The sequence below is a fragment of the Marinobacter sp. LV10MA510-1 genome (assembly GCF_002563885.1).
Lineage (GTDB): Bacteria > Pseudomonadota > Gammaproteobacteria > Pseudomonadales > Oleiphilaceae > Marinobacter.
Map to the genome: position 1 here is coordinate 2,589,471 of NZ_PDJA01000001.1, position 12,598 is coordinate 2,602,068.

Genomic DNA, 12,598 nt, shown 5'->3' on the forward strand with positions numbered 1-12,598 from the left:
GCTCATTTACTAATACGAAGGATAGATTCATGAAGAAAACACTGTTTGCACTGACGATTGCCGGCCTTGTTGCAGGCTGCTCTTCCGCTCAAGAAGCACCGAAAGACCCTGCGTTGGAATCCAACAGCGAAAAGGTCAGCTACGGCATGGGTCTTGTTATGGGCGAGCGTATGGGTAACGACCTGCCAGACCTTCAGATGGAGCAGTTTCTGCAGGGAATCCAGCACGGCAACAACGGCGACCAGGAACAGCGCCGGATGACTCAGGAAGAAATCCAGGCAGCGCTGATGGCTTACCAGCAGCAGCTGCAGGAAGATCAAGCCAAACAGATTGAAGGAATGGCACAGAAAAATATGGATGCGGGAAACGCCTTTCTGGCTGAAAATGCCGAGCGCGAAGGCGTGACAACCACGGACTCCGGCTTGCAGTACGAAGTGCTTGAAGCTGGCAATGGCCCGCAACCCGGCACCGGCGATACGGTAAGAGTCCATTACACGGGCGAACTGCTGAGTGGCGAGGTGTTTGACAGCTCCCGCGAGCGCGGTGAACCGGTTTCATTCCGCCTGGACCAGGTTATTCCCGGCTGGACAGAAGGCTTGCAGCTGATGAGCGAAGGCGCGCGCTACAAACTCTATATTCCGTCAGACCTGGCGTATGGCCCGGGCGGCAACCGCGCAATTGGCCCCAATGAAACACTGGTTTTTGACGTGAAACTGTTGGCGGTTAATCCGGACAGCGCCCAATAACTGTTTGCTGTCGTTAGCACCTGGGCGACGACGTTTCTAGAACTCGCCGCCCAGGTTTGCCAACCGCTCTTTCAGGCGGGCTCTACCTTGTCTGCATTGGCAGTATGCAGATGAGCAATCAGAAGGTCTTCCAGCTCAAAACGGCTGGCCAGGATTTCACCCACTCGCGATAACTCCGTAAACAGCGCCTGCATTTCCGACTCGGAAAGGTCGCGGCCATCTACCTTGTCATTAAAATCAAGAATCACCTGGGTGGTTTCGGTAATACGCGGATATACCTTCGCGGCCAGTTCCAGGCCCTCGTCGTCGTTAAACTCTCGCGCCTCGCGCACCAGTTGCTCGTAGATTTCAAAGTGCCCGGCGGAAACGTAATCCATTAGCATTTCGCACAGCAGAACCAGTTTGGGTCTCAGGCTTTCGGTCTGGGAATAGTCGTTTTCAGCAGACAGCTCACAATACCGCACCAGTACATCCTGACGCTCCTTAAGCCAACGGTCGATCAGATCACTGACCCCACCCCACCGCTCACGGGCATTTCGACAATGCTCCAACATAACGCCTGTACTCCACTTGGTGTTCTATCTGGCTGATGCCTTCTGAACTTCAACATAAGTCTATGCAAGTTACCCTATGGCAGTGACCAGCCGCAACCGTTTGTGGCTGCGGTCTTACCAAGGCCGCTTCGGCGCGGGGCGCAAACACAGATAAAGACCCACCAGCGCCACGCAAACGAAAAACAGCGCGCTCCACCCCGGAATACTCAGGCCCAGAAAACGCCAGACCACCGCCGCACAGTCACCGGTCCCGCGAACCGCGGTCGCCAGTACTTCCGACCAAGGCAGCACATCCAGCATGTAATCCACCGATGGGCCGCAAGCCGGCACTTGGTCCGCAGGCAAGCTTTGCAGCCAGAGCTGGCGACTGGCCAAGCCCAACCCCGTGCCCGCAGCCAGCGCCAAAAACAGACCGTATATCCGTGTGGCGATCGGCCCCGGGCCGTGTAGCCACGCCAACAGGCTGACCAACCCGGCTGCCATGAAAGCAAACCGCTGTAACCAGCACAAAGGACAAGGCTCCAGCCCCATCACATGTTCCATATAAAATGCCACCGCAAGCAGTGCGGCACACACCAGAAAAATAACGGCAAACATGATTCTGTTGGTCAAGAGATCACCTCGAAAATAGGAATGGGACTGCATCTGTGCTACCAGCCTGTTACTGTAATAATCGTTGTGAAACTATCGCGGTTATCAGAGTTATCAGGGTTATGACTGTATTGAAAAAAATGATGCCAAAAATCTTCATCGCCCTATTTCTGATGGCGCTCGCAGTTCTCGCCTACGGTGAAGAGCCCGACGAACCGGCTGAACCAGCAGAACCGACCATTACCGATTATATATCGCTGGAGCCCGCGTTTGTGACCCACATAGGGCCACCAGGCGGCAAGCTTTCCTATCTGAAAGCCAGTGTTAGTTTACGCGCCGGCGCCAGCACCACTCGCCCCGCCGTAGAAGCCCACATGCCACGCATGCGCCATGAGCTGGTGCTGCTGTTTGGCGAACAAAGCGATGTTGATGCCCTTACCCGCCCAGACACGCAGCAGACACTGGCAACTGAAGCCACGGCCCGCGTTAATCAGGTACTGGAAAACCAGCACACCGGTGAAATTGTTAGCGGCGTGCTGTTCACCGAGTTTGTCGTGCAGAAATAACCAACACTCCGGTGTTCAGCTTTGCTGATACTGATGCAGGTAATCGGCAAAGCTTAGCGTATCGGCGGCTTCAATCTGTTGCTGCTGTTGCAAGGACTCAAGGCTAAACTCTTTATATTGCTGCTGCACAGCGCCTGGCAGCGGCTGCGCGAGCAAGCTGTGTTTGTGCTGGTGGGACATTTCCAGCGCCCAGTCGCGGTGGCCCAGACCACTACTGGTCATTGCATCCAGGACCTGCTGCGATGGCAAACACCAACTGCCTTCCAACTTTTTCCGCTGCTCCGCCAGAGCCCGCACGTAGGTGGCGTCACCATTCCAACCGTCGAGCTGTTCCGCCAGTGGCTGCAGTGAATCCAGAAGCTCAAGCGCCGTCTCTCCGGCGTTAACACTGCGATTGCCCAGCTGCAACGCCAGGTTGCGCCCGCGTCCATGTGCAACCACATCTTTGAAATTGTTATCCAGCAGGGCACACTCATCGTCACCAATCCGCGGGCTGTCCTGTAACAGACAATCCAACAGGAACAGGTCAAGAAAATCCACTTGCGGTGCGGTAATACCCACGGCTGCAAACGGGTCCAGATCCAGACACCGCACCTCGATGTACTCCACCCCGCGGCTCATCAACGCGTGGATGGGTTTTTCGCCACTGGCGGCAGTGCGCTTAGGGCGTAAGGCACTGTAATACTCGTTTTCAATCTGCAGCACATTGGTATTGAGCTGAATGTATTCACCGTCGCGGTTTATACCCATTTTTTCGTAGGGCGGCCAAGGCGTGTGAATGGCTCGCTCCAGGGTGCGGGTATAGGTTTTCAACTCGTTAAAACAAATGTTCAGGGATGCCTGGGCATTGTTGTGATAACCCAAATCGCCCATGCGCAGCGAGCTGGCCTGTTCACCGTAAAAAGTATTTGCATTGAAGCTGCTGAGGTTGTGCCGCACGTTGGCGACAAAACTCTGATCCAGCGCCGGTGAGGCGCCAAACAGCAGCATTAACAGCCAGCTGCGGCGGCGGAAATTACGAATCAGCCAGAAGTACTGCTCGGATTTGAAATCTTGCAGGCTCAGCTCGCTGCCGCCCACAGCCTGCTGCCACTGCTGCCAAAACTCTTCAGGTAGCGACACATTGTAATGGGTGCCCGCGATACTCTGCATCATTCGCCCATAGCGAACCGCCAGACCCTGGCGATACACGTGCTTCATCTTACCCACGTTGGAGGTGCCGTAATTGGCGATGGGAATACTGCTGTCGCCATCCAGACCGCAAGGCATACTGGCGGCCCAGAACACCTCGTCACCCAAGTTCTGCTGCACAAATTGATGGGTGTGGCCCAGCGCTTCAAGCATGCCGGCGGTGGTGTCATACACCGGCGTAATCAGCTCCAGCAGAGATTCCGAATAATCGGTGGTAATGCGTGGGTGGGTTAACGCCGAACCCAGAGCGTGCGGGTGCGGGGTTTGTGCGATGAAGCCGCTGGCATCGGCACGCAGACCTTCTTTTTCAACGCCTTTACGAAAGCCCTGCCACTCGTTGGCGGCAAACTGCTGAAATATGTGATGGCGTGATTGAGCCATGAAAAACTCCTGCTGCAACCGCTATGGTTGCCAAGTAAAGTTGCCAAGTAAAGTTGCCAAGTAAAGTTGCCGAGTAAATTAACGGTCGCGCTTGTTGGCCGACGCCATGGCCTGAGCCAGAGCTCCAGCCATGGCACCTTGACCCTGACCCGGATTCTGATTCTGACTCTGATTTGCAGCCGGCGCCGGTTTACGCGCGCCAGCCGCAGTGTTGCGATTTGGGCTTGGGGTTTTGTCACCACGGGGCCGTTCAGCCGGCTGCTGGCCAGGCTGATCACCCATGCGCATGGTCAAAGCGATGCGCTTACGCGGAATATCCACCTCCATCACCTTCACTTTTACGATGTCGCCCGCTTTCACCACTTCCCGCGGGTCTTTTATAAAACGGTCTGCCAACGCCGATATATGAACCAGGCCGTCTTGGTGCACGCCAATATCCACGAAGGCGCCAAAATTGGTGACGTTGGTGACAGACCCTTCCAGCACCATTCCCGGCTCCAGATCTTCCAGGGTTTCTACGCCTTCTTCAAAGCTGGCGAAGCGGAATTCCGGCCGCGGGTCGCGCCCCGGCTTTTCCAACTCGGCGAAGATGTCTTTGACCGTAGGCAAGCCAAACTGCTCGGTCACATAATCCTGCGGGTTCAGGCTGCGCAAAAATGCTCCATCACCCACCAGGTTGTTCATATTCCGGTGATTTTTAGCGGCGATGGTTTCCACCACGCGATAAGCTTCCGGGTGCACCGAAGACCGATCTAACGGATTATCACCATCGCTGATGCGCAAAAAGCCCGCCGCCTGTTCGAAGCTGCGGGCACCCAGACGCGGCACTTTCATCAGCTGCTTGCGGTTACGGAACTGGCCATTCTGGCTGCGATAATCCACGATGTTCTGGGCAATGGTTGGGTTTAACCCAGATACACGGGTTAACAGCGGCACCGACGCGGTGTTCAGATCGACTCCTACGCCGTTTACACAGTCTTCTACCACTGCATACAGGCTGCGCGATAGCTGTACCTGCGATACGTCGTGCTGATATTGGCCCACACCAATAGATTTTGGCTCAATTTTAACCAGTTCCGCCAACGGGTCCTGCAAGCGCCGGGCAATGGATACCGCGCCGCGAATGGTGACATCCAGGTCCGGCAATTCCCGCGAGGCGAATTCCGATGCTGAATAAATAGACGCACCCGATTCGCTGACCACAATGCGCGCCAATTTCAGTTCCGGGTAGCGCTTGCACAGATCGGCCACCAATTTATCGGTTTCCCGCGAGGCAGTGCCATTACCAATAGCCACCAGTTCGATGTTGTACTGGCGACACCATTTGGCCAATTGCTCTATCGAGGCGTCCCACTGATTTCGTGGGGCATGGGGAAATATAGCGCCGTGGTCCACCACTTGCCCTATGCCGTCAATTACGGCTACTTTTACACCGGTACGCAGGCCTGGGTCCAGGCCCAGAGTCGCCCGTGGTCCGGCCGGAGCCAGCAACAACAAATCTTTTAGGTTATCAGCGAATACCTGGATAGCCTCGGTTTCGGCGGCCTCTCGAATCTGGCCTATCAGGTCGGTTTCGAGCTGGCCAGACAGTTTAACCCGCCAGGTCCAGCGCACCACTTCGGCCAGCCATTTGTCGGCCGCCCGGCCCTGATCGCGGATATTCCAGTGGGCTGTAATGTAAGATTCTGCCGGGTGCGGCTGGCGACGATCGTCGCTGTTTTCGCCAACGGCAATGGTGTAGCTCAGAACGCCCTCGTTGCGGCCGCGTAAAATAGCCAGAGTGCGGTGTGACGGTACTTTTTTTAACGCTTCGCTGTGATCGAAATAATCACGGAATTTGGCGCCTTCGGCCTCTTTACCGGCAATAACGGTGACTTTCAACTGGCCTTGCTGCCAGATGAAACCGCGCAGCTGGGCTAAAAGTTCGGCGTCTTCTGCGAAACGCTCCATCAGGATGGCACGGGCGCCTTCCAGGGCAGCCTTGCTGTCAGCCACATCGGCGTTAACGAACTGCGTTGCCAAAACCTCTGGCACGTGTGTAGGGTCGTTATAAAGGCCATCGGCCAGTGGCTCAAGACCGGCCTCACGGGCAATCTGGGCTTTGGTACGGCGCTTGGGCTTGTAAGGCAGGTAAAGATCTTCCAGGCGGTTTTTGGTGTCTGCCCCGTTTATGCTGGCTTTCAGCACATCGGTCAGTTTGCCCTGCTCGTCAATACTGGTGAGGATGGTGGCGCGGCGGTCTTCCAGCTCGCGCAGATAGCGCAGGCGCTCTTCCAGGGCTCGCAACTGGATGTCGTCAAGCGCGCCGGTCAGCTCTTTGCGATAGCGGGCAATAAAGGGCACAGTCGCACCGCCGTTTAACAGCTCAACGGTGGCCTTGACCTGTTCTTCACGTACACCGAGCTCATTCGCAATGCGTTGGGAAATACTGTTCATGCTACCTCTGCTAATCACGTTCGCTGACAAACAAAGTGGCAAAGGTACAGCGGCACAGGATTACAGGCAAGCAGACTGCCTCTGATTAAGGAGGAACTGTAGCAACTGACCCCAAGGCATCGGCCGAGCAAAATAGTAACCCTGGACGTGGTCACAGTTCAGTTGCCGTAAAAACTCCATCTGGGCGTAGGTTTCCACACCCTCTGCTACTACGCTCATTTTCAGGCTGTGAGCGAGGCTGATCAAAAAAAACGAAAGGCGATACCATCTGCGAATCCATGAGTTTGTAAGATTTTCTGCACCAATGCGCAGTAATTCAAGCCGTACAATTCATTAACAATAGCTGACTTTCCGGTAGGGTGCCGATTGCCCGGGTGCTGTAGAATAAGCACGATATTAACGCACTTTGCAACCAGGCTGCTGTGACGCCGTGACAAAACTGAACCCCCGACAACGCGAAGCCGTGCGCTATGCAGATGGCCCCATGCTGGTACTAGCGGGGGCCGGCAGCGGCAAAACCAGCGTAATTACCCGCAAAATTGCGTTTCTAATTGAACAACTGGGTATTCCTGGCCGGCATATAGCCGCCGTGACCTTCACCAACAAAGCCGCACGAGAGATGAAAGAGCGTGTTGGCCGCATCATCGCTCGAAAGCTAACCCGTGGATTAACCGTGTCCACCTTCCATAACCTTGGCCTGAACATAATCCGCGAGGAAAATGACCACCTGGGCTATCACCCGGGATTTTCCATTTTTGATGCCGAGGACGCCAAAGCCCTGTTGCAGGATCTGATGCTAACCCATGGCAGCACCGATGCTGGCGATGAGCTCAACCCGGTACAGATGACCATCTCTTCCTGGAAAAACGCCATGCGTACGCCTGCCGAATCACTGAGCAAGGCTGCAGACGAGCGTGAACAGAGAATCGCCATCATTTATGGATACTACAACGAGTACTTGAAAGCATACAACGCCGTTGACTTCGATGACTTGATTCTGCTGCCGGTGATGCTGTTTCGCCAGCACCCGGACGTGCTGGCGAAATGGCAGCGTAAAATTCGTTACATGCTGGTGGATGAGTACCAAGACACCAATGTGTGCCAATACGAGCTGGTGAAGCTCTTGGTGGCAGGGCGCGCCGCTTTTACCGTAGTGGGTGATGATGACCAGTCGATTTACGCCTGGCGCGGAGCGCGGCCAGAGAACCTGGCACAGCTGGAACAGGATTTCCCCAGCCTGAAAGTGGTTAAGCTCGAGCAGAATTACCGCTCCACCAGCCGCATACTGCGGGCCGCCAACACGGTGATTGCCAACAACCCACACGCCTTTGAAAAAGTGCTGTGGAGCGATCACGCCATTGGCGAAGAAATCCGCATCATCCGCTGCCGCAATGAAGAAGCAGAAACCGAGCGTGTAGCCACCGAAATACTGGATCAGAAGCTGAAGCAGGGCTTGGGGTTCAAAGATTTTGCGGTGCTGTACCGGGGTAACCATCAGGCCCGACTGCTTGAAGTGAAGCTTCAGGCCTATCAAATTCCCTATCGCATTTCCGGCGGCCAGTCGTTTTTTGCCAAAAGCGAAATCAAAGACGCCATGGCGTATTTGCGCTTGCTGATCAATCCCACGGACGACGCCGCGTTTTTACGGGTGGTTAACGTGCCCCGCCGGGAGATTGGCCCACGTACACTCGAGCAATTAAGCCACTACGCACGCGCTCGCAACGTCAGCCTGTTCAAAGCACTGGGCGATATGGGCGCGCAAAGCCACGTGACCGACAAGGGCCTGGAGCGTCTGCGTCGCTTCGCCCACTGGGCAGGCGCTACCTGTGAAAGGTTACACAGCGATGACCCTGTGCAGGTCATCAAGCAGCTGTTTACCGATATAGAGTACGAGGAATGGCTGCACCAGCATTCTGGCTCTCCCAAACAGGCGCAGCGGCGCATGGAGAATATCTGGTATCTGGTGGATTCCATCCAGCGCATGCTTGACGATGGTAAAGGCACCGCGGACGAAATTGGCGTGGAAGACGCCATTACCAAACTGATTCTGCGGGACATGATGGAGCAGCGCGAGGAAGAGGACGACAGCGATAAAGTACAGCTGCTGACCCTGCACGCTTCCAAAGGCCTGGAGTTTCCCCACGTGTTCATCATCGGCCTGGAAGAAGAAATTCTGCCGCACCGGATGAGCATTGAAGAAGAAAATATCGAGGAAGAACGGCGGCTGATGTACGTGGGTATTACCCGGGCGCGAGAAACCCTGACCCTGACCTATGCTGCGTCGCGCCGGCAATATGGCGAAAAAATGGAGACCATTCCAAGCCGCTTCCTGGACGAACTACCGGAAGATGATGTGCGCTGGCTGGGTTTAGGGGAAGCAGACGTCGAAGTGAACCAAAAGAAGGGAAAAGCGACGCTCAGCGCCCTGTTGGGGGACTTGGGCGCCTGACACCGGGCAGCCCGCATCGGCGAACGGCCCGGCTTTTACGCAGTGTTACTTGCTCTCTGCCACCAGGTGTTCAACGGCTGCAGCAATCTCTTCATCCGGGCAGCTGGCACAACCACCTTTCGCTGGCATGGCGTTATAGCCATTAATAGCGTGGGAGATTAGCGTGTCTAGGCCCTGCTCGACACGCGGCGCCCAGGCACTGGCGTCACCAATAACCGGCGCACCGGCTGCACCCGTGGTGTGGCATGCCAGGCAAACGGCACCATAAACCTCCGAGCCAGAGCGAGGGCCAGCACTGGCTGCAACCGTTGGAGCTGCCGCTGCGCCACAATCTTCACCCTGCAAGCAGAGACTGCCTACCGGCTGGATACGGGACAGAATTTCGTCATCAACATTTGCCATAACGGCGCCGGCTGTCAGACCAAAACCAAGCAGAACAGCGGCCAGAATTCTCTTCATCTTCACAATGCACCTCGCATTCAAGCGTTATAATAATAAGTTGCCGCATTATAGCGGCTGTGCGTCGGCAAAAAAACCAACACGCAGACTGATACATCAATTTCAGCACCGTTTGTTGCTATTTGGTAAATCACAAGACCTGTCGCGCCGTTATGGTTACCATACGTTCCAGGCCCGTTTATCGCTCAGGAATTCACCATGACAGAACTCAGTCACTCTTCTCACCGCTTGCGCAAGCCGCTCTTAATTCTAGAGTTTACCGCGCTAGCTACACTACTGGGTTCTATGATCTGGTTTGGTTACAGTACGCCGCCGGGCGAAGTTCTGGCGCCCGCCTGGCTGTTGATACCTGCTGTGGCCAGCCTGCTGGTTTTTACCAGTTTTATTGGCCTGATGTACCTGCGCTGGGTGGTTACCGCAGGCGCAGAGCGGCAAAATCGTCCTAAACTGATTTTCGCATTGCTGGCATTGACTATGTCCAGTGTGTGGTTATACGGCATAGCAAATACCTGGATCAGCCTGAACGCCCAGTAAAACGCCACCATTTGCACGCCGTTTTTCTTCCGCTAAAGGTCAAAGAGACATTACCACCATGCTATTCACACCTGCGTTAACAGTTATCCGGCAGCGCCGCCACGTGTTGGCAACGGCACTATCCGCCGCATTGTGCACCTTGGCCTGGGCGCCTGCGACCAGTGCCCAAACCGACGCTGAGCCCATGGCAGATCAACCGCTGTCCGCCCAAGACTGCGCACTGATTCGCGATGGACTGCAGCGCCTGGCCTGTTTCGATGAGATTTACCAGCCTGATCAGGCCCGCGACAACGCCAGCACCGAGCAACGGCAGCGGGTCGAAATCGCCACCGAGGCACTACCACCAAGCAAACGGGCAATGGAAGAAGCACTGGATAACCCAGGAGCAAACGACGAAACTGCGGTGATGTCGTCGATTCTGGACCGCTACCTGGAAGCGGAAGAATCCCTGTTTTCATTCTCTGGCAGCTTTATTCGCCACCGCCCGAACTACATTCTGCCAATCACCTGGTCTGACCAACCAAACCAGACGCCCACAAGCCCGCGCCTGGGCGTGACCGGCTACGATTACGACCTTAAGCAGGAAGAAGCCAAGTACCAAATCAGCTTCAAAGTTCCGCTGCTCACCGGCTTTATGGATAAACGCACTACGCTTTGGTTCGGCTACACCCAGAAGTCTTTCTGGCAGCTTTACAATCAGGATGAGTCCGCGCCGTTTCGTGAAACCAACTACGAGCCTGAACTATTCCTGCGCTACCAACCCGACTGGGACATTGGGCCGGGCCGCCTGAATACGGTGAATCTGGGCATTAACCACCAGTCAAACGGTCAGGCCGAGCCGCGCTCGCGCAGCTGGAACCGCATTGTTGGCATGGGAACTTACACTTACAACCGTTGGCTGTTCATGGTTAAACCCTGGATACGCTTGCCAGACGGCAACACCGACGACAACGACGATATTGAAAGCTATCTGGGCCATGGCAGTTACCACGCAGTGTACAAACTGACGGAAAACCGCACCTTCTCACTGAAGCTGCTGAACAACCTGCGCACCTCAGACAACAAAACCTCGGTAGAGTTTGGCTACAGCTTCCCCATGGGCGATACCATCAAAGGCTTCGTGCATTATTACAACGGTTACGGTGAAAGCCTGATTGACTATAACGAGCGCATTCAGAGGGTCGGATTGGGGATTATGCTGAACGACTGGCTGTAAACCTTAGCGCAGCGCCAGGGACAGGACCAGAAGTATAAATAAGCAAAAAGGCCCTGCCCGGTTTGATTGTCCGGTAGGGCCTTTGCACAGATTCCACAGAGCAAATTACAATCACGTTTACAGGGCGTTCAAACGCTCCATTTCCGCCAGCAGTTCGTCGGTTTTCTCTCGCATCAACGGTATATCGCCACGGGACTCCACGTTCAGCCTTACCACCGGTTCGGTGTTGGACATCCGCAGATTAAAGCGCCAGTGGTCGTACTCCACACTCACGCCGTCTACGTGGCTCACACTCTTCGCCTCGGCGCCGTATTTTGCTTCGATGGCGGCAATGACAGTAGCGGGGTCTGCGATCGTACGGTTAATCTCGCCGCTGGCCGGGTAGGCTTCAATGCGGGCATCAATCAACGATGACAGCGTGCAACCAGCCTGGCACAAGCGCTCGGCCACTAGCAGCCATGGAATCATGCCGCTGTCGCAATAAGCAAAATCCCGGAAATAATGGTGGGCACTCATTTCACCGCCGTACACCGCATCTTCATCGCGCATACGCTGCTTGATGAACGCATGGCCGGTTTTGCTTTCGACGGCAACTCCGCCAGCAGCCGCAACCAGGTCCAACGTGTTCCAGATCAGGCGCGGGTCGTGAATCATCTTACCCGGGCCGGTCTTGCGCAGAAACTGATCGGCCAACAGGCCAACAATGTAATAGCCTTCAATAAAGCGGCCATTTTCATCGAAGAAAAAACAGCGATCGTAATCACCGTCCCAGGCGATGCCCATGACAGCGCCACTGGCTTTTACCGCATCTGCGGTGGCTGCGCGATTTTCTTCCAGTATCGGGTTGGGAACACCGTTGGGAAAGTGGCCGTCTGCGTTGTGGTGTACTTTCACAAATTCGAACGGCACGTGCGCCTCAAGCTCATCAATCACCAGCCCGGCACCGCCGTTACCAGCATTAACCACCAGTTTCAGCGGCTTTAGATCTGCACCGTTAATATAGCCCAAAAGGTGATCGATATAGGCGTTCATGGTTTCCAGGGTTTCGTAACGGCCCTGATCTTGGGCATCCGCAAACGGTTCCAAGACGCGGTCACGGATGTCGTTCAGGCCATTGTCTGAACTGATCGGCCGCGATTCTGGCCCCACCATTTTCATGCCATTGTGGTCACGGGGGTTATGGCTGGCGGTTACCATAATGCCGCCATCCATGTCGTAATGGCTGGTGGCAAAGTACACCATTTCGGTACCACACAGGCCGATGTCGTACACGTCTGCGCCCGCAGCCATTAAACCCGAGCACAATGCCTGGCTGATCTCGCGACTAGACAAGCGAATGTCATAGCCAACAATGATTTTTTTCGCGCCGGTTACTTCCACATAGGCACGGCCAATAAGCTCCGCGAGCTTAGGGTTCAGCCGGTCTGGAACACGGCCACGAAGGTCATACGCTTTAAAGCAGGACAGATCCATTG

11 protein-coding genes and 1 pseudogene are annotated in these 12,598 nt (G+C 55.2%); 5 read left to right on the forward strand and 7 right to left on the reverse strand.

The features are described 5' to 3' along the window. Positions 1–29 precede the first annotated feature (29 nt). On the forward strand, positions 30–746 hold the full coding sequence (locus ATI45_RS12410) for an FKBP-type peptidyl-prolyl cis-trans isomerase (RefSeq protein ID WP_098419759.1): 717 nt from the start codon (positions 30–32) through the stop codon (positions 744–746). Between the two features lie 71 nt (positions 747–817). Here ATI45_RS12410 and rsd read toward each other — a convergent pair whose 3' ends face one another. After that, entirely contained in the window at positions 818–1,300 is a 483-nt protein-coding gene (rsd, locus tag ATI45_RS12415) for a sigma D regulator (protein WP_098419760.1), read from the reverse strand. A 114-nt stretch (positions 1,301–1,414) separates the two neighbouring features. Then, positions 1,415–1,945 (reverse strand): disulfide bond formation protein B, encoded by a 531-nt coding sequence (locus ATI45_RS12420; RefSeq protein WP_098419761.1) that lies wholly within the window; start codon positions 1,943–1,945, stop codon positions 1,415–1,417. A 68-nt stretch (positions 1,946–2,013) separates the two neighbouring features. On the opposite strand from ATI45_RS12420, the gene ATI45_RS12425 reads away from it, so the two are divergent. Further along, positions 2,014–2,457 carry a flagellar basal body-associated FliL family protein gene (locus tag ATI45_RS12425; RefSeq protein ID WP_098419762.1) on the forward strand — a complete coding sequence of 148 codons (444 nt, stop codon included), beginning with the start codon at positions 2,014–2,016 and terminating at the stop codon, positions 2,455–2,457. A 15-nt stretch (positions 2,458–2,472) separates the two neighbouring features. Here the strand turns inward: ATI45_RS12425 and gshA are convergent, their stop codons facing one another. The 3 genes and pseudogenes from gshA to ATI45_RS12440 all read right to left on the reverse strand — a co-directional run. Continuing rightward, the gene (gshA, locus tag ATI45_RS12430; protein WP_098419763.1) at positions 2,473–4,029 is read right to left on the reverse strand and encodes a glutamate--cysteine ligase; all 1,557 of its coding nucleotides are present in this window, start codon (positions 4,027–4,029) and stop codon (positions 2,473–2,475) included. Between the two features lie 78 nt (positions 4,030–4,107). Then, positions 4,108–6,465 carry a Tex family protein gene (locus ATI45_RS12435; RefSeq protein ID WP_098419764.1) on the reverse strand — a complete coding sequence of 786 codons (2,358 nt, stop codon included), beginning with the start codon at positions 6,463–6,465 and terminating at the stop codon, positions 4,108–4,110. Positions 6,466–6,525: 60 nt separating this feature from the next. Beyond that, positions 6,526–6,711: pseudogene (locus ATI45_RS12440) on the reverse strand (EAL domain-containing protein); the annotation flags it as partial. Positions 6,712–6,895: 184 nt separating this feature from the next. On the opposite strand from ATI45_RS12440, the gene rep reads away from it, so the two are divergent. Continuing rightward, a complete protein-coding gene (gene rep, locus ATI45_RS12445) occupies positions 6,896–8,914 on the forward strand; it encodes a DNA helicase Rep (protein WP_098419765.1) in 2,019 nt (672 codons plus the stop codon). Between the two features lie 45 nt (positions 8,915–8,959). On the opposite strand, the gene ATI45_RS12450 is transcribed toward rep, so the two are convergent. Then, positions 8,960–9,373 carry a c-type cytochrome gene (locus ATI45_RS12450; RefSeq protein WP_007350324.1) on the reverse strand — a complete coding sequence of 138 codons (414 nt, stop codon included), beginning with the start codon at positions 9,371–9,373 and terminating at the stop codon, positions 8,960–8,962. Between the two features lie 198 nt (positions 9,374–9,571). Between ATI45_RS12450 and ATI45_RS12455 the strand changes: the two genes are divergently transcribed. Further along, positions 9,572–9,907 (forward strand): hypothetical protein, encoded by a 336-nt coding sequence (locus ATI45_RS12455; RefSeq protein WP_007350325.1) that lies wholly within the window; start codon positions 9,572–9,574, stop codon positions 9,905–9,907. Between the two features lie 58 nt (positions 9,908–9,965). After that, positions 9,966–11,123, forward strand: a complete 1,158-nt coding sequence (locus ATI45_RS12460) for a phospholipase A (protein WP_098419766.1) — start codon at positions 9,966–9,968, stop codon at positions 11,121–11,123. 117 nt (positions 11,124–11,240) lie between these two features. On the opposite strand, the gene ATI45_RS12465 is transcribed toward ATI45_RS12460, so the two are convergent. Next, the gene (locus ATI45_RS12465) at positions 11,241–12,596 is read right to left on the reverse strand and encodes a phosphomannomutase/phosphoglucomutase (RefSeq protein ID WP_036184448.1); all 1,356 of its coding nucleotides are present in this window, start codon (positions 12,594–12,596) and stop codon (positions 11,241–11,243) included. Positions 12,597–12,598: the final 2 nt, after the last annotated feature.

Coding starts and splice junctions, on each gene's coding strand:
- ATI45_RS12410 (WP_098419759.1), top strand. CDS start 30: ATGAAGAAAACACTGTTTGCACTGACGATTGCCGGCCTTGTTGCAGGC.
- rsd (WP_098419760.1), bottom strand. CDS start 1,300: ATGTTGGAGCATTGTCGAAATGCCCGTGAGCGGTGGGGTGGGGTCAGT.
- ATI45_RS12420 (WP_098419761.1), bottom strand. CDS start 1,945: ATGCAGTCCCATTCCTATTTTCGAGGTGATCTCTTGACCAACAGAATC.
- ATI45_RS12425 (WP_098419762.1), top strand. CDS start 2,014: ATGACTGTATTGAAAAAAATGATGCCAAAAATCTTCATCGCCCTATTT.
- gshA (WP_098419763.1), bottom strand. CDS start 4,029: ATGGCTCAATCACGCCATCACATATTTCAGCAGTTTGCCGCCAACGAG.
- ATI45_RS12435 (WP_098419764.1), bottom strand. CDS start 6,465: ATGAACAGTATTTCCCAACGCATTGCGAATGAGCTCGGTGTACGTGAA.
- ATI45_RS12450 (WP_007350324.1), bottom strand. CDS start 9,373: ATGAAGAGAATTCTGGCCGCTGTTCTGCTTGGTTTTGGTCTGACAGCC.
- ATI45_RS12455 (WP_007350325.1), top strand. CDS start 9,572: ATGACAGAACTCAGTCACTCTTCTCACCGCTTGCGCAAGCCGCTCTTA.
- ATI45_RS12460 (WP_098419766.1), top strand. CDS start 9,966: ATGCTATTCACACCTGCGTTAACAGTTATCCGGCAGCGCCGCCACGTG.
- ATI45_RS12465 (WP_036184448.1), bottom strand. CDS start 12,596: ATGGATCTGTCCTGCTTTAAAGCGTATGACCTTCGTGGCCGTGTTCCA.